General features: G+C 38.7%; 28 protein-coding genes. 10 read left to right on the top strand and 18 right to left on the bottom strand.

Annotation, left to right across the window (positions count from 1 at the left end; genetic code table 11):
• Window positions 1–16 precede the first annotated feature (16 nt).
• The 4 genes from ACQKEV_RS00755 to ACQKEV_RS00740 all read left to right on the top strand — a co-directional run bounded on the left by ACQKEV_RS00755 (window position 17) and on the right by ACQKEV_RS00740 (window position 3126).
• Window positions 17–757, top strand: a complete 741-nt coding sequence (locus tag ACQKEV_RS00755; RefSeq protein WP_427442424.1) for an amino acid ABC transporter ATP-binding protein — start codon at window positions 17–19, stop codon at window positions 755–757.
• 260 nt (window positions 758–1017) lie between these two features.
• Window positions 1018–1515, top strand: coding sequence for an NUDIX domain-containing protein (locus ACQKEV_RS00750; RefSeq protein WP_427442422.1), 498 nt, complete (start codon window positions 1018–1020; stop codon window positions 1513–1515).
• 31 nt (window positions 1516–1546) lie between these two features.
• Window positions 1547–2317, top strand: coding sequence for an alpha/beta hydrolase (locus tag ACQKEV_RS00745; protein ID WP_427442420.1), 771 nt, complete (start codon window positions 1547–1549; stop codon window positions 2315–2317).
• A 29-nt stretch (window positions 2318–2346) separates the two neighbouring features.
• A complete protein-coding gene (locus tag ACQKEV_RS00740; RefSeq protein WP_427442419.1) occupies window positions 2347–3126 on the top strand; it encodes a hypothetical protein in 780 nt (259 codons plus the stop codon).
• 103 nt (window positions 3127–3229) lie between these two features.
• Here the strand turns inward: ACQKEV_RS00740 and fosB are convergent, their stop codons facing one another.
• From fosB to adh, 5 genes are all read right to left on the bottom strand, one after another.
• Entirely contained in the window at window positions 3230–3643 is a 414-nt protein-coding gene (fosB, locus tag ACQKEV_RS00735; RefSeq protein ID WP_427442417.1) for a metallothiol transferase FosB, read from the bottom strand.
• Between the two features lie 3 nt (window positions 3644–3646).
• Window positions 3647–4408, bottom strand: a complete 762-nt coding sequence (locus ACQKEV_RS00730) for an NUDIX domain-containing protein (RefSeq protein ID WP_427442416.1) — start codon at window positions 4406–4408, stop codon at window positions 3647–3649.
• A gap of 57 nt (window positions 4409–4465) precedes the next feature.
• Window positions 4466–4672, bottom strand: coding sequence for a hypothetical protein (locus ACQKEV_RS00725; RefSeq protein WP_427442414.1), 207 nt, complete (start codon window positions 4670–4672; stop codon window positions 4466–4468).
• A gap of 285 nt (window positions 4673–4957) precedes the next feature.
• The gene (locus ACQKEV_RS00720; RefSeq protein WP_427442412.1) at window positions 4958–5326 is read right to left on the bottom strand and encodes a DUF779 domain-containing protein; all 369 of its coding nucleotides are present in this window, start codon (window positions 5324–5326) and stop codon (window positions 4958–4960) included.
• A gap of 18 nt (window positions 5327–5344) precedes the next feature.
• Window positions 5345–6865, bottom strand: coding sequence for an aldehyde dehydrogenase (gene adh / locus ACQKEV_RS00715; RefSeq protein WP_269926837.1), 1521 nt, complete (start codon window positions 6863–6865; stop codon window positions 5345–5347).
• Between the two features lie 205 nt (window positions 6866–7070).
• Here adh and ACQKEV_RS00710 point away from each other — a divergent pair, with 205 nt between their 5' ends.
• A complete protein-coding gene (locus ACQKEV_RS00710; protein ID WP_427442410.1) occupies window positions 7071–8669 on the top strand; it encodes an SWIM zinc finger family protein in 1599 nt (532 codons plus the stop codon).
• A 125-nt stretch (window positions 8670–8794) separates the two neighbouring features.
• Here the strand turns inward: ACQKEV_RS00710 and ACQKEV_RS00705 are convergent, their stop codons facing one another.
• Genes ACQKEV_RS00705 through ACQKEV_RS00695 form a run of 3 tightly spaced genes read right to left on the bottom strand, consistent with a single transcriptional unit; the run spans window position 8795 to window position 11061 of the window.
• Window positions 8795–10447: a b(o/a)3-type cytochrome-c oxidase subunit 1 gene (locus tag ACQKEV_RS00705; protein ID WP_427442408.1), complete on the bottom strand. Its 1653-nt coding sequence runs from the start codon at window positions 10445–10447 to the stop codon at window positions 8795–8797.
• Window positions 10448–10449: 2 nt separating this feature from the next.
• Entirely contained in the window at window positions 10450–10917 is a 468-nt protein-coding gene (locus ACQKEV_RS00700; RefSeq protein WP_269926839.1) for a cytochrome c oxidase subunit II, read from the bottom strand.
• A 15-nt stretch (window positions 10918–10932) separates the two neighbouring features.
• Window positions 10933–11061 (bottom strand): cytochrome C oxidase subunit II, encoded by a 129-nt coding sequence (locus tag ACQKEV_RS00695; RefSeq protein ID WP_427442406.1) that lies wholly within the window; start codon window positions 11059–11061, stop codon window positions 10933–10935.
• Window positions 11062–11120: 59 nt separating this feature from the next.
• Between ACQKEV_RS00695 and ACQKEV_RS00690 the strand changes: the two genes are divergently transcribed.
• Window positions 11121–11426 carry a hypothetical protein gene (locus ACQKEV_RS00690; RefSeq protein WP_427442405.1) on the top strand — a complete coding sequence of 102 codons (306 nt, stop codon included), beginning with the start codon at window positions 11121–11123 and terminating at the stop codon, window positions 11424–11426.
• On the opposite strand, the gene ACQKEV_RS00685 is transcribed toward ACQKEV_RS00690, so the two are convergent.
• A complete protein-coding gene (locus ACQKEV_RS00685; protein WP_427457658.1) occupies window positions 11394–12362 on the bottom strand; it encodes an NERD domain-containing protein in 969 nt (322 codons plus the stop codon). The genes ACQKEV_RS00690 and ACQKEV_RS00685 overlap by 33 nt on opposite strands.
• A gap of 181 nt (window positions 12363–12543) precedes the next feature.
• On the opposite strand from ACQKEV_RS00685, the gene ACQKEV_RS00680 reads away from it, so the two are divergent.
• Window positions 12544–12690, top strand: a complete 147-nt coding sequence (locus tag ACQKEV_RS00680; protein ID WP_427442402.1) for a hypothetical protein — start codon at window positions 12544–12546, stop codon at window positions 12688–12690.
• A 16-nt stretch (window positions 12691–12706) separates the two neighbouring features.
• Here the strand turns inward: ACQKEV_RS00680 and ACQKEV_RS00675 are convergent, their stop codons facing one another.
• Window positions 12707–13402, bottom strand: coding sequence for a Crp/Fnr family transcriptional regulator (locus ACQKEV_RS00675; protein ID WP_427442400.1), 696 nt, complete (start codon window positions 13400–13402; stop codon window positions 12707–12709).
• A gap of 253 nt (window positions 13403–13655) precedes the next feature.
• On the opposite strand from ACQKEV_RS00675, the gene rluF reads away from it, so the two are divergent.
• Both rluF and ACQKEV_RS00665 read left to right on the top strand, forming a co-directional pair.
• Window positions 13656–14360: a 23S rRNA pseudouridine(2604) synthase RluF gene (gene rluF, locus ACQKEV_RS00670; RefSeq protein WP_427442396.1), complete on the top strand. Its 705-nt coding sequence runs from the start codon at window positions 13656–13658 to the stop codon at window positions 14358–14360.
• A 24-nt stretch (window positions 14361–14384) separates the two neighbouring features.
• Complete coding sequence (locus ACQKEV_RS00665) at window positions 14385–15104, top strand: DUF6904 family protein (RefSeq protein ID WP_427442394.1); 720 nt, start codon at window positions 14385–14387, stop codon at window positions 15102–15104.
• A 135-nt stretch (window positions 15105–15239) separates the two neighbouring features.
• On the opposite strand, the gene ACQKEV_RS00660 is transcribed toward ACQKEV_RS00665, so the two are convergent.
• The 4 genes from ACQKEV_RS00660 to ACQKEV_RS00645 all read right to left on the bottom strand — a co-directional run bounded on the left by ACQKEV_RS00660 (window position 15240) and on the right by ACQKEV_RS00645 (window position 18424).
• Window positions 15240–16088 (bottom strand): hypothetical protein, encoded by an 849-nt coding sequence (locus ACQKEV_RS00660; protein WP_427442392.1) that lies wholly within the window; start codon window positions 16086–16088, stop codon window positions 15240–15242.
• The gene (locus ACQKEV_RS00655; protein WP_427442390.1) at window positions 16085–16603 is read right to left on the bottom strand and encodes a cupin domain-containing protein; all 519 of its coding nucleotides are present in this window, start codon (window positions 16601–16603) and stop codon (window positions 16085–16087) included. Before ACQKEV_RS00655 ends, ACQKEV_RS00660 begins: the two co-directional genes overlap by 4 nt.
• Window positions 16604–16720: 117 nt before the next feature.
• Window positions 16721–16990 (bottom strand): RNA polymerase sigma factor, encoded by a 270-nt coding sequence (locus ACQKEV_RS00650; RefSeq protein ID WP_427442388.1) that lies wholly within the window; start codon window positions 16988–16990, stop codon window positions 16721–16723.
• A 249-nt stretch (window positions 16991–17239) separates the two neighbouring features.
• Window positions 17240–18424, bottom strand: coding sequence for an MFS transporter (locus ACQKEV_RS00645; protein ID WP_427442386.1), 1185 nt, complete (start codon window positions 18422–18424; stop codon window positions 17240–17242).
• A 198-nt stretch (window positions 18425–18622) separates the two neighbouring features.
• Here ACQKEV_RS00645 and ACQKEV_RS00640 point away from each other — a divergent pair, with 198 nt between their 5' ends.
• A complete protein-coding gene (locus ACQKEV_RS00640; protein ID WP_427442384.1) occupies window positions 18623–18979 on the top strand; it encodes a hypothetical protein in 357 nt (118 codons plus the stop codon).
• Window positions 18980–19120: 141 nt separating this feature from the next.
• Here ACQKEV_RS00640 and ACQKEV_RS00635 read toward each other — a convergent pair whose 3' ends face one another.
• From ACQKEV_RS00635 to ACQKEV_RS00620, 4 genes are read right to left on the bottom strand one after another with little or no spacing between them, the layout of a single operon-like run.
• Window positions 19121–19843, bottom strand: a complete 723-nt coding sequence (locus ACQKEV_RS00635) for an amino acid ABC transporter ATP-binding protein (RefSeq protein WP_427442382.1) — start codon at window positions 19841–19843, stop codon at window positions 19121–19123.
• Window positions 19844–19858: 15 nt separating this feature from the next.
• Window positions 19859–20521: an amino acid ABC transporter permease gene (locus ACQKEV_RS00630; RefSeq protein ID WP_427442380.1), complete on the bottom strand. Its 663-nt coding sequence runs from the start codon at window positions 20519–20521 to the stop codon at window positions 19859–19861.
• 30 nt (window positions 20522–20551) lie between these two features.
• The gene (locus tag ACQKEV_RS00625; protein ID WP_427442378.1) at window positions 20552–21358 is read right to left on the bottom strand and encodes a transporter substrate-binding domain-containing protein; all 807 of its coding nucleotides are present in this window, start codon (window positions 21356–21358) and stop codon (window positions 20552–20554) included.
• A gap of 20 nt (window positions 21359–21378) precedes the next feature.
• Window positions 21379–22254: a MurR/RpiR family transcriptional regulator gene (locus ACQKEV_RS00620; protein WP_427442376.1), complete on the bottom strand. Its 876-nt coding sequence runs from the start codon at window positions 22252–22254 to the stop codon at window positions 21379–21381.
• Window positions 22255–22285 lie beyond the last annotated feature (31 nt).

Below are 22285 nucleotides of genomic sequence, written 5' to 3'. Positions count from 1 at the left end.
GAAAGGAGAAGATCAAATGGAAGCAGTTATTGATATACAACATCTAAGCAAATCTTTTGGAACACATCAAGTTTTGCGTGACATTGATTTCTCGGTGAACAAAGGAGAAGTGGTCTGCGTCATTGGTTCTTCAGGATCCGGGAAGTCCACTCTTTTGCGCTGCATTAATCTATTGGAAAAACCGAGCGGCGGCCAAATCATATATAAAAAAGAAAACATTTTGGATAACAAGCATGATATCCATGCTTACCGAACAAAACTCGGAATGGTCTTCCAGCAATTCAACCTATTCAACAATCATAACGTCATCAACAATTGCGTAATTGGACAAGTAAAAGTTTTGAAGCGCTCAAAGGAAGAAGCGGAAAAAATTGCAATGAAATACCTGAAAGTCGTTGGGATGGATCGATATATCAACGCTAAACCAAGCCACTTGTCTGGCGGACAGAAGCAGCGTGTAGCGATCGCACGTGCACTTTCAATGGAACCTGACGTCATGCTGTTTGATGAACCCACATCGGCTCTCGATCCTGAGATGGTTGGGGAAGTTCTTAAAGTAATGAAGGAACTTGCTGAAACAGGTCTTACGATGTTAATCGTCACGCATGAAATGGAATTTGCAAAGGAAGTTGCTGACCGTGTCGTATTTATGGACAAAGGCGTTATTTGTGAAGAAGGAACACCTGAGCAAATTTTCAATCATCCAACACAAGAACGCACAAGAGAGTTTTTAAAGAGAACCTTAATAAAGATGTAAAATAATCTAAAAATGATAACAAATTAGCATCGCATTTAGCGGTGTTTTTTTTTTACGAAAAAATACTGAGAATTATCTCTGCGTATTTTTGATTTATACATTTCTCTTCTCATTTTGTTAGTTTTTTCATGACCACTCACCTCTCTAAAAGATATTAATCCCCTTTAATATGGTAAAAGAAGGCATTTGATTTTTAAATGACGAATACCATAAGGATTAAATGTTTTTTAATACATTCTCTAGTAAAGGAGGACTTTAACATGACAACAACCTATGTAAACTGGGGGAAGTCTCGAATAAAATTAACCTGGACATCATCTTACAAACTGCCTCAACCTGAATTAATAACAAGTGTTCATGCTATTTGCTTTCATCAAGAAAAATTGCTGTTAGTGGATATAAAAAACCGCGGATGGAATTTTCCTGGTGGACATATTGAACAAAATGAATCACCACTTGAATGTGTGAAACGTGAAGTGATGGAGGAAGCGTGTGTTGAGGGAGATTGCACGTATCTTGGATATGTCGAAGTCAACCACAGTGAAAACCCATCTTGGAATAGCAATAGTCCCTATCCATTAATCGGATATCAAGTCATGTATCGAATGGATATTACTCGTATACTTCCGTTTGATGCCATTTTCGAATCTGCTCAAAGGATTTTTATCCAGCCTTTTGAAGTACCCCTGCATTGTGAAGATTGGCATGAAGTTTATGCAGACATTCTGAGTAGAGCGTTGTCATATGAAATTAATTAAGAAGCTTTAAAAAGAAGGGCTGAGAATAATCATGTTAGAAAAATTCAATTTCCGTATTTCCGCATTCAACCATGATCGGACTATTCGCGTCTATACGCCTGTCAATTACGCGGAAGAAACGAAGCGTTACCCCGTCCTTTATATGCATGATGGACAAAATGTCTTTCTGGATGAAGAGGCTATTAAAGGTATTTCACTAGATTTAAAAAATTACTTGGATGAACATAAATTAGAAATCATCGTGGTTGGGATAGATACCAATATTGTTGGGGACGAACGCAAAAACGAGTACTGTCCTTGGGTAGATGGTGAGTATAGCAAGAATTTAAGTGGTCAGGTCAGTACAACTGGAGGCAAAGGTGCCGCTTATGTTGACTTTATTGTCCATGAACTTAAGCCTTACATAGATCGAACTTATCGAACTTTGGAAGACTCGACAAGTATTGCTGGGATTTCACTAGGCGGATTAATTTCCACATATGCCGCTGCTCGTTATTCACATGTATTCACAAAAGTCGCAACTATTTCCTCTGCCTGTTGGCGTAATCAGGAAGAAATAGAGAAGCTCTTGAGAAAAACGGATTTGTCTTCAATTGAGAAGTTTTACATGGATTGTGGAACGAAAGAAGCGCATGAAAATGAAAGAATAAGCAAAGGTTTTTTAGACTCTAATCAGCGAATTTATGAAATATTAAAAGTAAAAACCCCAAACGTTAAATTTGATATTCTTGATGATGAAGAGCATAGCTATTCCTTTTTCAGAAAGCGAGTGCCTGGCGTTATTAAGTATTTATTTGAATAGCAAAAACTATTGGCAGTTAGGAGAAGTCTATGCATAACGAAATTGGAAGCCTTATTTTCAGAAAGTTAATTACAACGTCTGTCACTACAATCATTTTCTCGTTGTTGCTGGCTTCTCTCAACCTAATAGGAAGAGAAGAAATCACTTACAACCAAGGAGATCAATTCATTGGTTGGTTTCTTATTTTCTTTATGTACATTGGGGTTATCATTCTCATATACGGGAATTTGGTTTCTGTCGGAATTGAGTATTTACAACGCAAATGGTTTAAGCGACACGATTGGCTTTATGTGTTGATTCTCGGTTTTTTCGGTTTAGCGAACCAAATATTTTTTCAAGAATTACAAATGGCTATAGTCGGAGTGCTAGCTGCTTTGTTATATGCGGTGATAGACAAATTGCTCTATAGAAGAATGACAGAAAGTAAAAGCCTTAAACTCTTTTTCTTCATTCCCATTACTTCCCTTCTGATATTCTGGGCATATTTTCATGTTATTTCTCCACCTATGCCACCTTTTACAAAAGAAGATGCGATAGAATTTGCAACTTCTGGAGAAGGAACGGTTATCGATGATTTTCCTAGAGAAGTTGGGCAGTGGGAAGGCACGATTAATGGTTATCAAGTGACTCGAGAAAGTAATGCTAAGGAAATCGGAAAGGAAATTTATCTGGTTACCTTTACAGAACGTTGGCTTTGGAGTCAAAATGTTGGAGAAGGTATTTATTCTATATCTTATACAGTTGAACGAGGAAGTTTGTCTGTGCATAGTGAAGAAGGCAATTTGCCTCCGTGCTATCGCGAGAATTAATTCTATTAATGAAGTGAAATCCTCTTGAAGCATAAACAAAACAGACGTCTTCTTTATTAAGTAGAACGTCTGTTTTTGACATGATTTTTATTTTTTTAAAAACTTAGCCAAAAAACTCCACATGTTCTTTCTTATCTTTGTAATATTGCAGTCTATCCCGCATCGTGCCCGTGTGAAATTCAAACTTATGGCCATCTAAGTCTTCAAAGTAAATGGATTTTTTATCCCGCTCATCCCGCTCTCTGCCAGGCAAAATCGACACATTCAAATGGTTAAGCCTGACTAGCTTTGCTTCATATTCTTCCTCGGTAATTGTGAAAGCCATATGTGTGTAGGATTCCTTTATTTCATTTCGCGGAATGTCAGTTTCCTCATTTAGAGCCAACCACAATCCATCCAAGTCAAAATAGGCTGTCTTTCGTCCTTTCAACAATAACTTGGCTCCGAACACTTCCTTATAAAATCGGATAGAACTGTCCAAGTCATTCACGGAAAACAGAAGATGATTTATTTTCATCCGTTAACTTTCCACTCGTTCAAGTAATCGATATGGTTTTGTTTCGTACGATTCGTATGCGACATTTCCTGGTTTCATGGCATTATGGACACGTGTTGCGAAATGCTCTCTTGTGATCCAGTCGCTGACATTCGTTTCATTCAATTCAACAAACTGTACGTCGATCGTTTCACCGGGTTGAGGTGTAGGTTTCCCTTCTATCGCCTTTCCTCCATAAACGATACAAAAGACTCCGCTTGTGACATTTTGATAAACGCCTAGTATGTTCCCGATTTCCGCATGGATTCCCGTTTCTTCAAACACTTCCCGCGCCACCGCTTGTTGCAAACTCTCACCCGGTTCTACACGTCCGCCTGGCATTTCATATGTATCGGATCTATGTCCATTTCGAACCAAAAGTACTTCTCCCGCTTCATTTTGAATGAAGCCTGAGACAGCCACAACAAATCGCGAAATTGAATAGTCACCTGTCCACTCCATAAAATCTTCAGTGCTTGTCTCAAATAATGCTGGCAAAGTTTTTCGAAAAGTTTGTGCCGTTTCATGGAGTTCAGAAGCACGAATCGCTTGATCCACACGCTCAAAGTCTTCCATATCTCGGTAACCCCACATTGCCATAATTTCCGTTTTATCCGTGTTGACCCAACGACCGATTAAACGTGCACCATGCGTCAATTGATTCGGCAATAAGTAAGTGTGAAAAAAGTGATTAAACGTCTCCAGCATTTCTGGTTTGATGGTGTACATTTTTCTTCTGAACAGCATGCTATACCTTCTTTCGTTTCAGTGGATTTAATGAAAAACCTAGACGAGAATCAACTATTAATCCTCTTTTTTCGAAGTGGTTTCTTCGTACTCTGTTTCATGCTTTGTATCATGAAGTGATGACGCTTTCATATCATCTTTAGTTCCTTCTATGGCGTCGTCAAATGGCTTGTAATGATTTAGGGGCAATCTACGTTTCGTCCCTAGTCTCCACAGTGTCCAAATGATGACTCCTATTAAAATTGCCAAGAAAAAGTAGCCCACTTCAATTCACTCCTTTTAGTTGTTAGTTTCTGGTGAAGTATGTTTATTCTATTTGATACCTCTTCTACATACGTCTTGAAAACCCTTTATTCCTTGGGTTGCATTTATTCCCTTTCAACTTGATTTGTTCCTTACATGAGGGGGTTATTCCCATTGGGAGTGACTTTATTTCCCTCCAAACCTCGTTTTTCCGCTTCAACAGCGGTTTATGCCCTTCCACCCAAGTTTACTCATAAAAAAACCGTTATGCTCCAAGTTTGCACTTGAAACATAACGGATTCAAAGCTATTGATTTGAACTTGCTTGTATTTCTTTATTCTCTTCAGCAGTGAAAGCACGGGATCTAGTTAGAAACCTTTTCCCTTCCACGCCTTCGAGTGAAAACATGCCACCTCGACCATCTACCACATCAATAATTAACTGTGTGTGTTTCCAGTAGTCGTATTGGCTTTTATGCATATAGAAAGGACTGTCGCCGATTGAACCGAGCAGCACATCTTGATCCCCTATTATTAAGTCACCTTCCGGGTAGCACATCGGTGCAGACCCGTCACAGCAACCTCCCGATTGGTGGAACATAACAGGACCATGCTTGCTTTTCAATAAGTCGATCAGTTCAAGCGTAGCGTCCGTTGCGATGACACGTTCAATCATTGGTCATTCTCCTTTCAATCAAAAGAATCCTAATTTGTTTTCGTTGTAGCTAACTAGCAAGTTTTTCGTTTGTTGGTAATGGTTTAACATCATCAAGTGGTTTTCGCGACCGATACCTGACATTTTGTAACCACCGAATGCAGCGTGAGCTGGGTATGCATGGTAACAGTTTGTCCAAACACGGCCCGCTTGAATCGCACGACCGAAACGGTATGCAGTGTTCATGTTACGAGACCATACACCAGCACCTAGACCGTATAATGTATCGTTGGCAATTTCAAGTGCCTCTTCTTGTGTTTTGAACGTTGTAACAGAAACAACCGGCCCGAAGATTTCTTCTTGGAAAATACGCATTTTGTTATTTCCTTTGAAGACAGTTGGCTTCACATAGTATCCGCCAGCGAAATCGCCTTCAATGTTATTACGCTCTCCACCGATTAAGCATTCAGCGCCTTCTTGTTTCCCGATATCCAAGTAAGACAAGATTTTTTCTAATTGTTCATTTGAAGCTTGTGCACCCATCATTGTGTTTGGATCTAGTGGGTTACCTGTCTTGATTGCTTCAACACGAGCCAATACTTTTTCCATGAACTTATCGTAGATTGATTCTTGAATTAATGCACGTGAAGGACATGTACATACTTCTCCTTGGTTCAATGCGAATAATACAAAGCCTTCTACTGCTTTATCAAGAAACGCATCGTCATGGTCCATAATATCTTCAAAGAAAATGTTCGGTGATTTACCGCCAAGTTCCAACGTAACTGGAATCAAGTTTTGTGATGCGTATTGCATGATCATGCGGCCTGTAGTTGTTTCACCAGTGAAAGCAACTTTGCCGATACGTGGATTCGATGCAAGTGGTTTACCAGCTTCCAAACCGAAACCGTTTACGATATTCATAACACCTGGTGGTAATAAGTCGCCCACAAGTTCAGCAAATACTAGAATACTAGCTGGCGTTTGCTCAGCTGGTTTCAAGACTACACAGTTACCTGCAGCAAGTGCCGGTGCAAGCTTCCAAACTGCCATTAACAATGGGAAGTTCCAAGGAATGATTTGCCCAACAACACCGATTGGCTCATGGAAATGATAAGCGACTGTATCGTCATCAATTTGGCTTAAAGATCCTTCTTGCGCGCGAATTGCTCCTGCGAAGTAACGGAAATGATCAATCGCAAGTGGTAAGTCAGCGTTTAAAGTTTCACGAACGGCTTTCCCGTTGTCCCAAGTTTCTGCTACAGCAAGCATTTCTAGATTTTCTTCCATGCGATCCGCGATTTTGTTTAAGATATTAGCACGTTCAGCAACAGACGTTTTTCCCCAAGCATCTTTTGCTGCATGAGCTGCATCAAGCGCAAGTTCAATATCTTCAGAAGTTGAACGAGCGATCTGTGTGAAGTTTTGACCTGTGACAGGAGTCAAGTTATCAAAATATTGACCATTTACCGGAGCTGTCCACTCACCATTAATATAATTATCATACTTCTCTTTAAAAGTTACGATTGAACCCTCAGTGTTTGGAAATGCATATACCATTTTTAAGTTCCCCCTTTAATTGACCGACTCTTTATATGTATGCGTTTACATAATCTATCATACATACAAAATTAAGAAGTCCGTACCTCTTATATTGTCAGATTACACGGAAAATTACAACTAATATTCTACTAAAATTTTAAAAGAATCGTTAACAAATACTAATCTATCGTTTATGGTTGTTCTATATTGGAGGTGATTGATAATGAATCTTTCAAACTTTAAGCAGTTCATTCCTTCCCGTATATTTAAACGGGGCGAAGATTATTTTCAAAATGGTTTTGTCCAAAATTTAAAACAAGATAATGCTTACACTTATTCCGCAACAGTTGTAGGCTCTGAAAAATATTTAGTATTTATAGAACTGAATAATAATTATGAAATTGTTTTCTCTCAATGTGATTGTCCACATGCTCTAGAAAATTTTTGTAAACATCAAGTAGCGGTATGCTTGAAAATACTTGATAGTCATTCTTCACGGTCACAGGTTAATCCTACAAATACCGCGGTTCGTTCAAAACTTATTTACAATGATATTTTGGATAAAAATGAGTTAAGACAATCCGGTATGCTTGTTCAATCTTCTATAACTTCCGCAAAACATCGAGGTTTCATTGATTACCATCAATCTTTCAATGCACTCCACGGTGCAGAATCTGTTGTAAAATTAATGGACATATATATAGACACGAACCGTTACCAGATGGCTGTTATGACAGGTCTTCAAACTTTACAGCCAGTTGTAAAGGCATTACAGTTCTCAGATGATTCATCAGGTAATTTCGGTGAACTGATTCAACAAATACTTGCTAAAATTAATTTCGCTGTTTCATGTGGGGTTTTCTCTTGGACAAGCAAAGAAAAAAACTCTATGTTCACTCAAATTCTTAAAGCGTCTGAAAATAAGATATATGCAGATTGGTCAGACTGGAAATTCACTTTGCTCAGAGTTGCTATGCTGCTATGTGAAGATGAAAAACTGTACAACATAATGGAACAGCATTTGAAAATGCTTGAACTTCCTTTGCAATCAGAACTCGATTTCATGACCAGATTTGAATTCAGTCAGTTAAAAATTCTACAGTTTGACTTATTATCAACAAAAAAAGATGAGCAAGCTATCGAAAGTTTTCTGAAAGAAAATTTGTATTTAAATGCGATAAAGGAACTGGCCATCGAAAGAGCATTGGTTCTGAAAGATTTGGATGAAGCTATGAACATTGCTGTTGCAGGTGAACGTGAGCATGCTGAATACCCTGGATTGGTCAATCAATGGCGGATTCATCAATACAAAATATATAAATTACTTAACGACGTTCCTAATCAAAAATCCCTTGCTTTTCAACTTGTGAGGAGTGGCAATATTGAATTATTTAATGACTTTAAACAGTTGTATCCCTCTGATGACTGGCAAGATGTTTTAGAAAACCTCCTATCCATATTGAGCAATAAGAGAATAGATTCTACTTACGTTTTCATTTTAAAACAAGAGTGTTTGTATGAACGTATGCTTGACTACTGTAGGGATAATTTGCACGCTATTCAACAACACGCTCAGTGGTTGAATGCTGAATTCCCAACTGAAACGAAAGTATTGTATGGTCAATGGTTACACAACCAAGCAGAAAGTGCCTCCGCCCGTCCGAAGTATCGCCAGGTTTGTCGGGAAATCAAAATATATAGAAGTTTATTTGGTAATGATGACACTAATTTGTTGATTGAAACCTTAAAATCAAAATTCCCTAAGCGAACCGCTTTTTTAGATGAACTCAATAAAATCAATACTAAAAAAAGCATGCAGTGAAAATTCTCACCGCATGCTTTTTCTTTCAATTAATCTTCCATCGTGTTAATTTCAACCAGCATGCCTACTACCAAGGTGATGACGACAAAGAAACAGATCAGCATTAAGACCATTTCACTCAACTCCTACCATGTTTTGAATCCTTCTGAGCCAGGAGGTGCATGGTGAATCATTCCTGTTAAAGGAATGGCATAGGCAATAATGATAAGGACGAATGCAATACCAATCCAAATCCACCAGTTTTCAAGAAATTTCGGTGTGTTTTGAACGTCACTTTCTGCCATTGGAAATTCAACAAAATCCTCGGCACGTACAGCTTTTGGTGATAAAAATAGTGACATCACGACGATATAAATTAGGATCATGGCTGAAAGGAACAAAATGCTTCCTCCGATTGCCATCGTTACATGATTCGTCAGTATTCCGTCAAACCATTCCAATGCGGAAGGATGGTTATTGTAACTAGAATATGCCGTACGTCTTGGTGCTCCGAGAAGTCCTAGCAGATGCTGCGATGTTGACATTAAGAGCATACCAATCGTCCACGTAATAATTTGGATAAATCCTAGTTTTTGCATGGACTTAGAAAATTTACGACCTGTTAAATATGGAATCAACCAGAACGTCAGTCCCATGAACGTCATTGCTACCGGTGTTCCGACAGTGATATGGAAATGTCCGACAATCCATAGTGTGTTATGGACGATTTCGTTTAATTGGAAACTCGCGTTAATGATCCCGCCCGCTCCACCAGGAATGAAGAATGCCATCGCTACAAAAATGGATGTAAAGCGAACGTCTTTCCAAGGAAGTTTCGTGAACCAGCCGAATAACCCTTTTGCTCCCTTTTTACGGCCAGAAATTTCGAAGGTTGCAAACATAGAGAACGCAGTCATTAATGATGGAATGATGACCATGAATGTCAGCACGACCTGAAGGAACTTCCAGAAATTCGAGATTCCCGGTTCTGTTAATTGATGGTGGAAGCCCACCGGAATTGAAAAGAGAATAAATAAAACAAATGACAACCGTGCTAATGAATCACTGAAAACTTTTGTACCGATTAATTTTGGAACGATCACATACCAAGCCATATATGCTGGCAATAACCAGAAATACACGAGCGGATGACCGAAATACCAGAATAAAGAGCGGCTTAGCTCCACGTTAATTGTGTCCACCAAACCAAACGCCCAAGGAATGTACTGGAATAGTACAGTAGCTACCACACCTAAACAAGCGATGATCCACAGGATAATTGTCGTGATGGTCATGAAAGCAAATAATGGACTTAATTGACCTTTATGTTTTTTACGCCATACAAGATAATGACCTACCAATGCAAAGCTACTAATCCATGTACCTACTACAAACAAAGCCAATCCTACATAATACCAACCACTAGCTTTCAACGGCGCATAGAAAGTATAGAGAACTGAAGCTTCCCCAGAAACAATCATCACTGTCGCCATTAATGTTCCTAATGTTGTTACCCAAAAGCCTATCCAAGAAAAGAGACGAACTTTTGGACCGAAACTTCCTAGACTTTTACTCATACCCGTAATAAAGAAACCAAAAATAAAATAAGTCGTAAATATAAGTGCAAGCAATACGCCATGAGCAGTTAATATTTGATAATAATCTAGCCAACTTGGTAATTGAAGTGCATCATTTCTTATAAAAACCTGCAGCAACCCGCATAATGTCCCAATAAGAAAAGCGATATATGCTACTCCGATATTCCATAAAGCTAACTTTCGATCTTGTGCAGCAATCATTTTTAATACACCTCTATTTCTGTAGACATCAAGTGATGTCCAGCACCGCAGTATTCATTACAAAGAATTAAATATTTACCTGGTTTATCGAAGGTATATGATTTTGTTGTAATCTGCCCTGGAACCACCATCATATTTACTTTTGTATTATCAATCGTAAAACTGTGAACAACGTCCGTACTTGTTACTTTAAAAATAATTTCTTTTCCTGCAGGTACTTTCAGTTCTGGTGCATTATACCCGAACGCCAATGCCACAATTGCTACTTGATACGTATCATCATCGAGCTGTGTAACACCAGGCTTATCAAATGGTGCTGTTTCGTTTACTTTTTTAGGATCAATTGTATCCATTCCTCCCGAAGGTGTGTGGCCGTGAGAGAATGCACTTACGCCGACTATACTTAAAAATAAGATTAGTGAGACTAAACCAAAGACGAGCCAAATCTTTTCATATTTATGAAAATGCATATAAATCTACTCCTTTCATCTTGCTACATACATGAAATAAACAACAAACCACATGACGAGAATAATGACCCCGACTGAAAATACACTGATTAAAGTTCCTTTTAAATTTAAATCTGACGATTGACCTTTTTTACTCAATCTCATTCACCTCTTTGCGTTTCTATATTGTATCTTCAGCGTAAGCCATTGATGAGTCTGGTACTGTGACATACATCACAGTTGGCGGGGTATTTACCACGAGTGTCGTTAATTTGTCAAAATTAGAATTCGTCGGTGAGGGGCTAGATATTGATGCTAATGTTAATTTAATCGGCATGCAGCTCTGTTTAATCGGCATGCAGCTGAATTTAATCGGCATCAAGTTCTTTTTAATCGGCATCAACGGGAGTTTAATCGGCATCAAACCAGATTTATTCGGCATCGCCCAATTTTTTCAATATAAAAATCCCTTCACTAAGTCTGAAGGGATCCATGGGTCATTTTTGTGGTCTCATATTTTGATATTCTAGCAAGTACTCTCTCGTTTTTTTGGATCCCGTTTTATTGAGTTTCATCCTTCTTATAATGTCAGATGCTTCTCTCGGATTTTGTATTTTTAAGAATCGGCGAAATTCACGATTATTAATCTTGTTACTTAAAACCAAGGCATAATCCCTTAGAGCTTCATAATGTGCCGTTTTAGTAACCATGCCACAACTCCGGCATCTCCATTCTCTAAACCTTTTTTCAACTGTAAGAGCTTGGCATATATTGCATAACACTCCAGGCATAATATCTTTTGATTCGATAAAGAAATGCTGAACGATGGGTAAGGGTATGTATTCACGGTGATTACTTAATAATACATCCACTAAATCGGACAGCTCTAGTGGGCTAAGCTTGCAAAGTTCACGAGGTAATGTTCGAATAAAGTGAGGCAATTCTTGTGGACCAAAGATTGGAATAGTCACCTCATCAAATTGAAGAGAACGATTTGCATCCTTAAACACAATCGCACGATAAAGTGGCAAGCTCACTCCATTCATATTTAGAAAATCCTCAAATACATCTGTAATCTCCATTATTTGACCAACAGGATTTTTAAAATAATCAGTCTGACCAGTAACTAGAGTTCTTTCCATTTGGGGGTGGTTTTGGCGTATCTTTATGTGTCCTGATATATTTTTCATTTCCAGGATTATGGCATAATACGGCGACAGAAATAATGTATCAATTTGAAATGTCGCGGAAGATTTTAAATGAAGGTCATGAAATATAAAATAATCAAAGTTAAATTTTACACGGTTAAAAAGTTTGTTTAACACTTCCTCCCCGATAATACCTGCATTGATTTGTTTCTGCTGTTGCATTAAATATTCTCGCCTAGTATGTCCCTGTGGCAATCTACGAATGGCCGCTTCAATACCTGCCAACTTTAAAGAATCAGAACGATTCTTCATTATCATTAAATCACTTCCCAACTCATTGTTTTTTTGATTTTATATTGAATTACATTTATTGACACGTTTATTCCACAAAATTTTGTTTTGTGGCTCTTTTTGAGGGAACATTTAAAATTTCGTGCTCTCAATATGGAGGGAAATTTAATTTTGCTAACACAATCTGCTCAGTAGAGATTTTCAGAAGATGGATCGGGGAGAATTAATCGGCATGATCCTCTGTTTAATCGGCATAGAAGGTGGTTTAATCGGCATCCAGCTGAGTTTAATCGGCATCAACTGGATTTTAATCGGCATCACCAAATTTTCCCCACAAAAAAAGCGACTTACCTAGGAGGTAAATCACTTCATTAATCAATTTTACAGAAAGCAATCGGGCAGTTTTCACAATTGATTTCATCTTTTAGAAAGTCCAAATCGTGTATCAATATCTTTCCATCTACCATGGAAAGTTTGTTTTGTTTTTTCAAGTCACTTAGTAGCCTGTTTACCACTTCACGTGTCATGCCGCAAAAATTTGCAAGTTCCTGATTGGTGAGGGTCATATCAATTAAGATGCCCTTTTCGTTAGGAACGCCATAGCTATTCGTCATTCTGATCAATGTTGAATAGAGCGCTCCTTTTTTTCCATGTAACAGAAGATCACGGAATTTGGTCTGTGTTTTTTGGTGATTGATGCCCATCCACTTCATAAAGGAAACAGCAAGTTTGGCATTATGGGTCAGCTCTTCTTCCAGATCCTCAACACTTATTTTGATACATTCCACTTCTTCAATAACCTTGGCATCCAGCATATATTTGGCTGACTCAGCAAAGAGCGTGAATTCCCCGACGAACTGATTACGTCCACAAATCCTAAGAGTCAATTCACGACCCTCAGGTGTGACTTTGCCAATTTGAACTTTTCCGGTTCGTATGAAGTAAATCCCTTTGATGGGGTCGCCTTCTCGGAACAAATAAGAGTCTTTATTATACGTTTTAATACTGTGGCGTATGGAGAGCAACTCTTGCAGTTCAACGGACGTATCAATCATCCCTTCTTTCAATCAAAACACTCCTTTCATCGTTTTCTCTTGGGTAAAGGGTATCATAGAACCTTTTCTATTGGATAGTACTACCTGTGCGACATTGCCAGATTCGCGATGTTTCCTACGTGAACTCCATTTTTTCCTACGTCACCTTCGATTTCTCCTACGTGACCCCCGATAATTCCTACGTCACCCTCGATTTTTCCTACGTGAATCATATAGGTATAGAATATGGGGTATAATTAACGTACTAAATGAAGCAGGTGATGATATGCGCATAAATAAATTTTTAAGTGAAGCCGGCATTGTCTCAAGACGCGGTGCCGATAAATGGATTGAAGACGGACGCATCACAATTAATGGACAAAAAGCTGAACTTGGCAGCAAAGTGGAACCTGGAGACGATGTCCGTGCAGACGGGAAACCGGTCAAACACGAAGATCCTTATGTCTATATTGCACTGAATAAACCAGTAGGCATTACCAGCACAACCGAACGCCATATTAAAGGGAATATCGTGGATTTCGTCAATCATCCTTTACGTATTTTTCATATCGGGCGACTGGATAAAGATTCGCATGGATTGATTTTACTAACCAACGACGGAGATATTGTAAATGAAATTTTGCGTGCCGAAAACGAGCATGAGAAAGAATATATCATTAAAGTGGACAAACCAGTCACGCAAGACTTTGTTAAAGAAATGTCTGAAGGCGTAGAAATTTTAGATACGAAAACATTACCTTGTAACGTAGAAAAACTCTCTTCTCATATGTTTAAAATCACGTTGACACAGGGACTGAACCGTCAAATTCGTCGCATGTGTACTGCACTGGGATACGAAGTCAAAAGTTTACAACGTATTCGGATCATGAACATTCATGTGGATGGACTGACGGTCGGTGAATGGCGTGATTTAACGAAAGTCGAGCTGGAAGAACTATTTAGTACGCTTAACTATTCGCCAAAAAGGTAATAGAGTAGTAGGAGGCGATACCTAATGTTATCGATAACTCATACACCGAATTTTACCGGTGCACTTATACGTGGAGACTATTGGGATCTCGACGAGGTCAATCAAGCTATAAATCAAGTGATCGGCGATGAAAAGAAGTATTATGACTGGGCCGGCTCACGAAAGCGGGTACTGGATGTGGCAATTTCTATCCAACAAGCTTCACGCGCTGAGCATCATGTTGATTTTGCAGCGAATGGTTTGCATAAAGAAACGATGAAACAGCATGAAATTGTGACTTCCGAAAAAAATATTTATTATTCTGTAGAAGTGTTATGGCCCGAGCTCATTTTTAGCGTCATTGCCTTAAATGATTTCGTGCGTTTATACAGCAATAAGCACCCATATCCAACGTTGGATGTTCATGTCACAACGATTCGTAAATTTCAATCTGTGGTTGGAGAAGCCCTGCAATCCGTTATGACCAAAGAAGAACATGATCAATTCATAAAGATCCTTAGCAACAGTGAAACAAATGTTCAAGAGTATGCCATCCAATTTGTTGATATGCTTAATTTAAGTTATATTGACTTAACAAAAGAACAACGCGAAAAAGGGCTGGGCAAGCTGGCGTTAAAATTGGCATTCCCAGACAAAGACTATTATGACGTTCGCAATCAAGTAATTAAGTCCGCCAATCCAACGAAAAGCGATATTCATGATATGTCCATTACAAAAAAATATCCTGAAAAAATTGAATGGTAATTGGAGTGTGAATTTCACACTCTTTTTTTTTTGAGATTCCCCTGACACATTTGTAGGGTTGACAGCTAATTAATAGCTCGGAAGAAGGCTCAACATTCCGGCTAACTTTACCCAAAATAATTAAAAAAAGCGGTCCTATTCTTTAGGATCGCTTTTCTTCATCATCATGACATCTTCAGTTTGCTCAGTAAAGCCTAATTCATTTAATGAAGTATTTTGAGGGATATGTGAAGCAGCAATGCTAATCAATTTTGCTCCTCTGCTTTTACATTCTTTCATGATGGTTTCAATCATCTTGGAGAAATTTTTAGTGTATGGATTAATGGCAACTGCCACTATTTCAACATATCCTGTATCTTGACGTAGCGTCACACCGAAATATCCTTCTTCTTCAAATGAAACCGTGAAATCAAAATCGACCGATCCATAGTATTCCTTCATCATGGCAAATTGCTCTTCTGTTGCATTGTCGTGCTTTTTCACTAGCCTTTTCCATTTCTCAAAAGTGAACCCATTTTCTACTATCAAATCATTCTCTGCATTCACGTTGTCAAAATTACTGACCAGAATTGGCGTTCGTCTTGTTATTTCAAAACCTTTTGATATGAAATACTCAATTTGTTGTGTCCAATCACTTCTAAAACGTTGGGCAAACATCTTCCCTCCAAAAGCCTCACTCTTCGCAAATCCATATATACGACGGTAAAGTTCCTCTTGGACTTCTCCTTCATACCCTCGTAAAACCCAAGGATACCCTAAAGATATAAAATCTTGATTCCCTGTGAAGCTCATGTATCCTACACAACGTTCACCATCATAGGCAAAACATCGTAATTGCGGATGGAATTGTTGTTGTTTAATGAATTGATTTGGTGACAATGTTGGCTTCCATGCAAAAGGAAGTAGTTTCGTACAAGCATTCCAAAATTCAATTTGCCGATGTAAATCTTGAGGTCCTTCATAAAAGCGATATGTGATTGTCATTTGTAATTGCCATCCACTATTTTTTTATATGCCATTCTGTTAATGACCACTTCTTGTTGAGGATATAATTCCAATAATTCTTCTTGTGTAAAGAGCTCGAAATCATCGAAATTAAAACCAGGCGACACCATACAACCGACTAAAGAAAATGTAGATTCCAGATCAACTGAGGAACCGAATATAGCTCCTTTAGGCACGAGGACTTGTGGCATTTCCCCTTTATTAAAGTCCAACCCTAATTTCTTAGCTGTATATTCACCATTAGGGTGTATCACGTGGATAGTAAGTGGACTTCCGTCATGGAAAAACCATAATTCGTCCGATTGAAGTCGGTGTAAATGAGATATTTCGCCACTCTTTAAGCAAAAGTAAATTGTCGTGTAGAGATTCCTTGTTTTGCTATCCGACGTTTCCATTTTTTCTTCAGAATAGAAACTCCGTGTATAGTGTCCCCCTTCTGGGTGCGCTTCCATATTTAAATGTTCTATGTAATAGGTTGCATCTCGTTTTGTCATTCTCTCTCGCCCTCCCCTTATACATTCATCTTCCGCTATAAAAGAAATGGATTCAATACCTTTCGACAAAATGTGCCACGTGGAACATTTTCATTATTATCTGAATCGACATTTGGGTCACGAAATCTTTTGAATAACAAGTGAATCGATATGTGTTAAACAACATTTTATCAATAGGCTAGATAACTTACTTCCGTTATTAAATTTCTCTGGATTTGCCCAAACATCTTTAAAGACTTCGTTTAAAATTTGCTCACAGATAGCATCATCAGCAACAGTTCTGTACGAAATTTTCCACAAAAGCTGAGAGTAGCGGTCATATAAATCGGTCAGAGACTGTTGTTCCTGGTTATAAAGACCGATGATTAATTGCTCATCTGTAGTCATCTAGTCACACTCCTTACTCTGACACTACCCGACACGAATTGTATGAAACATTTTAATATGCTAAATCTAGTAATTATTTAAAAAATAATAATAAAGCACGTTAATAGTAAGCACCTCAAGTACTTTTGACGCATTAATTATTATACGTTTTATAATGTTTCTTCTTACAGAACACCCTCCTCTGGTAATGCATTTAAAGTTTTTTAGAACAAAAAAACACTTGGAATTTAATATCCCAAGTGCTGCTAATTAGTCATTTAATAAATAAGTCAATGCGTTCTTTTGACAGAAAGCAAATACGCCTGCTCCTAACGATAATAGAGCAGAGAGATAAAAGGCATTTTCAATTCCAAAAGTTTCGGCTATCCATCCGAAAATAAAAGTCGCGACTCCAAATGCCCCCGTCACCAAAACAGATTGAACTGAAAATACATGACCAAGTTGATCTGCATCTGTATGAGTTTGCATTACAGTCAATTGGGCAATCAGTTGTAATTGACCGAAGACACCAAGGAACAATGAAATGACCAGCGCAATAGACGCATAATACGGAAACAGAAACCACACTGTTAATAGGCTTGTAAGGAAACAACCCGCTCCAATCATCAGATGCGCAGGTGCCTTCATTAATTTCGTAAACAAATACCCACCGATCAAAAAGCCACCTGAATAAAAGGCATTGATGTATCCCCACCAAGCAGTGCTTTTCTCAAGTACTTCGTCAACATAGACATATAGAATTGCAGAAATCCAGACCGCTCCTGCAAATGCTGTCAATGTATCTAGCAGCAGTATATTACGTATAGGCTTTACGGAAAAGCTATACTTCCACCCTCCGGAAAGCTGCTGAGATAAGGATTGCACTTCCTCCTTGGCATGGGGTATCACTTTAATTCCGTATGTGAGCATCCATGCCAATATATATAGACAGATGGTTACAAGCAAAAGGGTTCCCCCACTATAAAGAGCGACAAAAAATGCGCCAATCGGCCAACTTACCAGATTGATTGTGTTATCGGAAATGGCTACTAAACTATTAACCTTTGGCAAATCCGATTTCCCCACCAATTCAGGCAACATGGCTTGTCGAATTGGGGTTGCCCACCCATCCAGGAAGGCGATAACACTGACCAAAATAAGAATCCATAGAATACTTTCTTCTTTGCATAAAAAAACGCCACTTAAGACAATGATTTTCCCGACCATCGAAAAAAGTAATATTTGACGTAAAGGAAACCGGTGCAAAAGAAGTGGGGTTAGAAAACTCCCAACCAGCCGTGAAAAGGTAATGGTTAATGGGATCAGTGTCAGTGTTAAAACAGACCCACTAGAGACATAAACCAGTTGTATCAGTCCCACAATATAAAGGACATCCCCACCATTGGCCATCATTTGGCTTATCCATAGAAAATAAAAAGAACGACGATCGTTCACATGAATCTCTCCTTCACTCTATTCAGTTTATTAGATTGAAAGAAGAATCTTACACTCGTCGCACCCTTTCCCCGGTTCATACTATATCCAATAATTTTACGGGAATAAAAATCTCTCTGCAAGAAATGATTTGAACGCCGTTGCCAAAAGGAACAAAATTGCATCTATTAAAAGAGATAGAATGGAGGTGAATTCATTATGTATCGCAATATGCCAGGATCAAACTGTGGTTGTGGACGTCAAGGTTTTCAAGGTGTTCAAGGTATGCAACCAAATATGCAAGTAGGTGCTCAACCAAACATGCCACCGAATATGCAACCAGGTATGCAACCAGGTGTTCAACCAGTTGTATGTCCTCCTTTATGCCGTTATACTAACTCGTATGTGAAACGTGAAGTTCCTTATATTCAACCTTTAATTACTTGCAACAGACAACACATTGTTGACGTACCTAAAACTTATTACCGTGAAATTACTCAAAATATTGTTGTTCCTCCGAACCAAAACCAAATGCCTTTTGGTGGAATGAACCCATACGGCTTCGGTCGCCGATAAACCGAACATTTTTATTCGTTCTGATGTAAAGTCCAAATGTGGGGTTGACTGTCAGACGATTCCCGAACAGATACTCCTCTTTTTATCCCCATACAAAAACCCCGATGACCAGCTTAAACTGATCATCGGGGTTTTTTCCATTTAATCGACTAATTGAATAAATTGTTTAGTACGTTCGTGACTCGGATTTTCAAAGAAAGTAACTGGATCTGCAGACTCAATAATCCGACCTTCATCCAGCATAATGACACGGTCTGCCACTTCACGCGCAAACTTCATTTCATGTGTCACCACAACCATCGTCATGCCTTCTTGTGCTAGTTGCTGCATAACACTCAGCACTTCCCCTACAAGCTCAGGATCAAGCGCTGATGTTGGTTCATCAAACAAAAGAACTTTAGGTTCCATTGCGAGTGAACGTGCAATTGCCACACGTTGTTTTTGTCCACCAGATAGCTTACTTGGGTAAACATCTGCTTTGTCAGCCAAACCTACTTTTTCAAGTAAACCTTTAGCCAAGGCAACAGCATCCTCTTTTTTCATCTTTTTCACAATCATGGGTGCTTCGATAACATTTTCAAGCACCGTCATATGCGGGAACAGGTTGAAATGTTGGAAAACCATGCCGACTTCAGCACGGATTTTTGATAATTTATGTTTCTTGGGATCCACCACTTGTCCATCCACTTCGATGGTCCCTTTATTGATTCGTTCAAGAAAATTGAAACATCTTAAAAGCGTACTTTTACCAGATCCACTGACCCCGACCAGGACGACCACTTCCGAAGGAGCGACTTCCAGATCAATGCCTTTCAAAACTTCCAAATCGCCAAACGACTTATGGATATTTGTCCCTTTTAACATTTGATCTCCTCCTTCTTATTTGTCGACATTCAATTTGTTTTCATAAAGTTTCAGTAAATATGTGAAGATCATAACCAAGATTAGATAGTAAACTCCAACTACTAAAAAGGTTTCCAGTGGTTGATAAGACTGGGCCGCTTCTCTGTTTGCCAGGGCAAACAGTTCCTGCACACTGATGATATAAACCAATGAAGAATCTTTCAAAGTAATGATGAACTGATTGCCAAGAGGTGGAATCGAGCGTTTCAAAGCTTGCGGGAAAATGATGCGTCGCATACTCTGCGCTCTGGTCATCCCAAGGGAGCTACTAGCTTCGCGTTGACCGCGATCAATCCCTTGAATAGCGCCACGGAAAATTTCCGCAATGTAGGCACCATTATGAATACCTAGTGCGATGGCTCCTGCCCAAAAACCAGACAGGGTGATAATTTCAGTTATCCCGAAATATAGGAACATGATTTGTACAATTAAAGGCGTACCTCGGATAATTGTAATATATACATTAGCAATTGTTTGCAAAATCTTTGAGCGTGATATTTTCATCAATGCAAAAACTAATCCTAGAATTGACCCTAACACAAGTGCAACAGCCGTGATTTTTAATGTCATTAGCGCAGCTTCGAGGAAGCCTGGATAAGTTCGCATGAAAACTTCAAATACTGTGTTCAATAATTCCATGGTCGTCTCCTTTCATACATGTGATGTGAATTATTTTAAAATCTCTATTCCTTCCAATTCCACATCAAGGAGATTACGTTTGAACCATTTGTTTGAAATCTCTTCATATGTTCCATCTTCTACCATTTCTTTAATTGCTGCATTAATGTCTTTTAATAATTTTTCATCTTCCGGACGTACGGCAACTGCAGCTTGTTCGATCCATAACGGTTCGCCTACTTCTTTAATTTCCATTCCTGAAGCGATTGCTTCATATCCTACAACGTCCGCAGTAATTACTGCATCTAAACGTCCTTTGACCGTTAAATCTTTCAATGCCACAACATCACTGCTGTAGTACTTGATGTCATCACTATATTTTTGAGCCGCTGTATCGTAAGTACTTTGTGCTACCACACCAATGCGCTTGCCTTTTAAGTCTTCTGCTGAAGATATATCACTGTTGGCTGGCACAAAAATCATTCCCCCAGAGTAATAGTATGGGTCAGAGAAGCTTACTTGTTCTGAGCGTTTATCTGTAATGGCCATTGATCCGATGATCGCATCGAACTTGTTGCCTTTAAGGGATTGAATAATTGTTTCCCACGGAGTCGTAACTGGGTTAGGTTCTAACCCCATTTTTTCAGCGATAGCAGCACCGATTTCCACATCGAAACCAGTTAATTTACCGCCTTCTTGGTAGTTAAATGGCTTATATAATCCACTGGATGCATAGGTTAGTTTTCCATCCTCAGTCAAACTAGTTTCACCATTAGACTTTGATTCATCACTTCCACAACCTGTAATAAGCATAGCTATAGCTGCAAGCGCAGTTAAAAACGAGTATTTCTTTTTCAAAATAAATCTCCCCTTAGCTGTTATTTTTCGTCAGTTAGTTCGGTCGTTTCATTTCGGGTGAAAATACCCTTTCTTTCGTACATGGCATCAATTCTTGCCAAGTTTTGTTTTACCTTTTCGTGCTCTTTCACATAAATGAAGCGCATGATTGAAGTAAGTAAGGCGTGTACAGCCGTGTAGGAATCGATGCTTAGCGTCGTAGAAATCGGTACGAGCAGCAATTCATCCGCGTACGGGGCAACAGGTGCATCAACATGATCTGTGATGACAATAACGGTAGAACCTTGTTCTTTTGCCGTTTGTAACGTTTCCATCACATTCTTTGTGTAACGTGGAAAAGCGAAGGCAATGAGGATATCATCTTCAGTCAGTTTGGACAATTGATGGTAATATTGCATGTCTCCTTGCATTAACAATTCTGTTTTGTCTAATACCCTATTCATCCAATGGGTAAACGAATGAGCTAAACCGAAATCGAAAAAGTTGCTTGTTACATATATTCTCTTAGCTGAGCCTATCAAATCCACAACTTGAAGTAACTGTTCTTCCTGCAACGTCTCCTTCAATTGTGAAATGCTCTTTATATCTGCATCAAGCAAATTTTTCACGATAGATTGTGACGTGTATTCGGTTGTATCTTGGTCTTCTACTTGTTCAATACGCCGCTCTGCAAGTTTCTTTTGTATTACATGCTGGAACTCCGCATATCCTTTAAATCCAAGTTTCTGAGCCCACCGGATCACCGTTGATTCACTAACTTCTACCTTTTTGCCAATCTCTGAAGCTGAAGAAAAAGCCAGCAAGATTTGATTTTCTTTAAACAAATCTGCAATTCTTTTCTGCCCTGCAGAAAAATCCTTATAGGAATTTTCTATCTTATGCAGTAAATCCTTCATAAATATTCCCTCCGAAACGATTAATCAAACT

The sequence above is a fragment of the Paenisporosarcina sp. NPDC076907 genome, assembly GCF_050269735.1.
In the GTDB taxonomy this organism is placed as follows: Bacteria; Bacillota; Bacilli; order Bacillales_A; family Planococcaceae; genus Paenisporosarcina.
The sequence above is the reverse complement of the archived record's forward strand: the minus strand, read 5'-3'. Positions and strand labels throughout refer to the sequence as shown.

Coding starts and splice junctions, on each gene's coding strand:
- ACQKEV_RS00755 (WP_427442424.1), top strand. CDS start 17: ATGGAAGCAGTTATTGATATACAACATCTAAGCAAATCTTTTGGAACA.
- ACQKEV_RS00750 (WP_427442422.1), top strand. CDS start 1,018: ATGACAACAACCTATGTAAACTGGGGGAAGTCTCGAATAAAATTAACC.
- ACQKEV_RS00745 (WP_427442420.1), top strand. CDS start 1,547: ATGTTAGAAAAATTCAATTTCCGTATTTCCGCATTCAACCATGATCGG.
- ACQKEV_RS00740 (WP_427442419.1), top strand. CDS start 2,347: ATGCATAACGAAATTGGAAGCCTTATTTTCAGAAAGTTAATTACAACG.
- fosB (WP_427442417.1), bottom strand. CDS start 3,643: ATGAAAATAAATCATCTTCTGTTTTCCGTGAATGACTTGGACAGTTCT.
- ACQKEV_RS00730 (WP_427442416.1), bottom strand. CDS start 4,408: ATGCTGTTCAGAAGAAAAATGTACACCATCAAACCAGAAATGCTGGAG.
- ACQKEV_RS00720 (WP_427442412.1), bottom strand. CDS start 5,326: ATGATTGAACGTGTCATCGCAACGGACGCTACGCTTGAACTGATCGAC.
- adh (WP_269926837.1), bottom strand. CDS start 6,865: ATGGTATATGCATTTCCAAACACTGAGGGTTCAATCGTAACTTTTAAA.
- ACQKEV_RS00710 (WP_427442410.1), top strand. CDS start 7,071: ATGAATCTTTCAAACTTTAAGCAGTTCATTCCTTCCCGTATATTTAAA.
- ACQKEV_RS00705 (WP_427442408.1), bottom strand. CDS start 10,447: ATGATTGCTGCACAAGATCGAAAGTTAGCTTTATGGAATATCGGAGTA.
- ACQKEV_RS00700 (WP_269926839.1), bottom strand. CDS start 10,917: ATGCATTTTCATAAATATGAAAAGATTTGGCTCGTCTTTGGTTTAGTC.
- ACQKEV_RS00695 (WP_427442406.1), bottom strand. CDS start 11,061: ATGAGATTGAGTAAAAAAGGTCAATCGTCAGATTTAAATTTAAAAGGA.
- ACQKEV_RS00685 (WP_427457658.1), bottom strand. CDS start 12,362: ATGATAATGAAGAATCGTTCTGATTCTTTAAAGTTGGCAGGTATTGAA.
- ACQKEV_RS00680 (WP_427442402.1), top strand. CDS start 12,544: ATGGATCGGGGAGAATTAATCGGCATGATCCTCTGTTTAATCGGCATA.
- rluF (WP_427442396.1), top strand. CDS start 13,656: ATGCGCATAAATAAATTTTTAAGTGAAGCCGGCATTGTCTCAAGACGC.
- ACQKEV_RS00665 (WP_427442394.1), top strand. CDS start 14,385: ATGTTATCGATAACTCATACACCGAATTTTACCGGTGCACTTATACGT.
- ACQKEV_RS00660 (WP_427442392.1), bottom strand. CDS start 16,088: ATGACAATCACATATCGCTTTTATGAAGGACCTCAAGATTTACATCGG.
- ACQKEV_RS00655 (WP_427442390.1), bottom strand. CDS start 16,603: ATGACAAAACGAGATGCAACCTATTACATAGAACATTTAAATATGGAA.
- ACQKEV_RS00650 (WP_427442388.1), bottom strand. CDS start 16,990: ATGACTACAGATGAGCAATTAATCATCGGTCTTTATAACCAGGAACAA.
- ACQKEV_RS00640 (WP_427442384.1), top strand. CDS start 18,623: ATGTATCGCAATATGCCAGGATCAAACTGTGGTTGTGGACGTCAAGGT.
- ACQKEV_RS00635 (WP_427442382.1), bottom strand. CDS start 19,843: ATGTTAAAAGGGACAAATATCCATAAGTCGTTTGGCGATTTGGAAGTT.
- ACQKEV_RS00630 (WP_427442380.1), bottom strand. CDS start 20,521: ATGGAATTATTGAACACAGTATTTGAAGTTTTCATGCGAACTTATCCA.
- ACQKEV_RS00620 (WP_427442376.1), bottom strand. CDS start 22,254: ATGAAGGATTTACTGCATAAGATAGAAAATTCCTATAAGGATTTTTCT.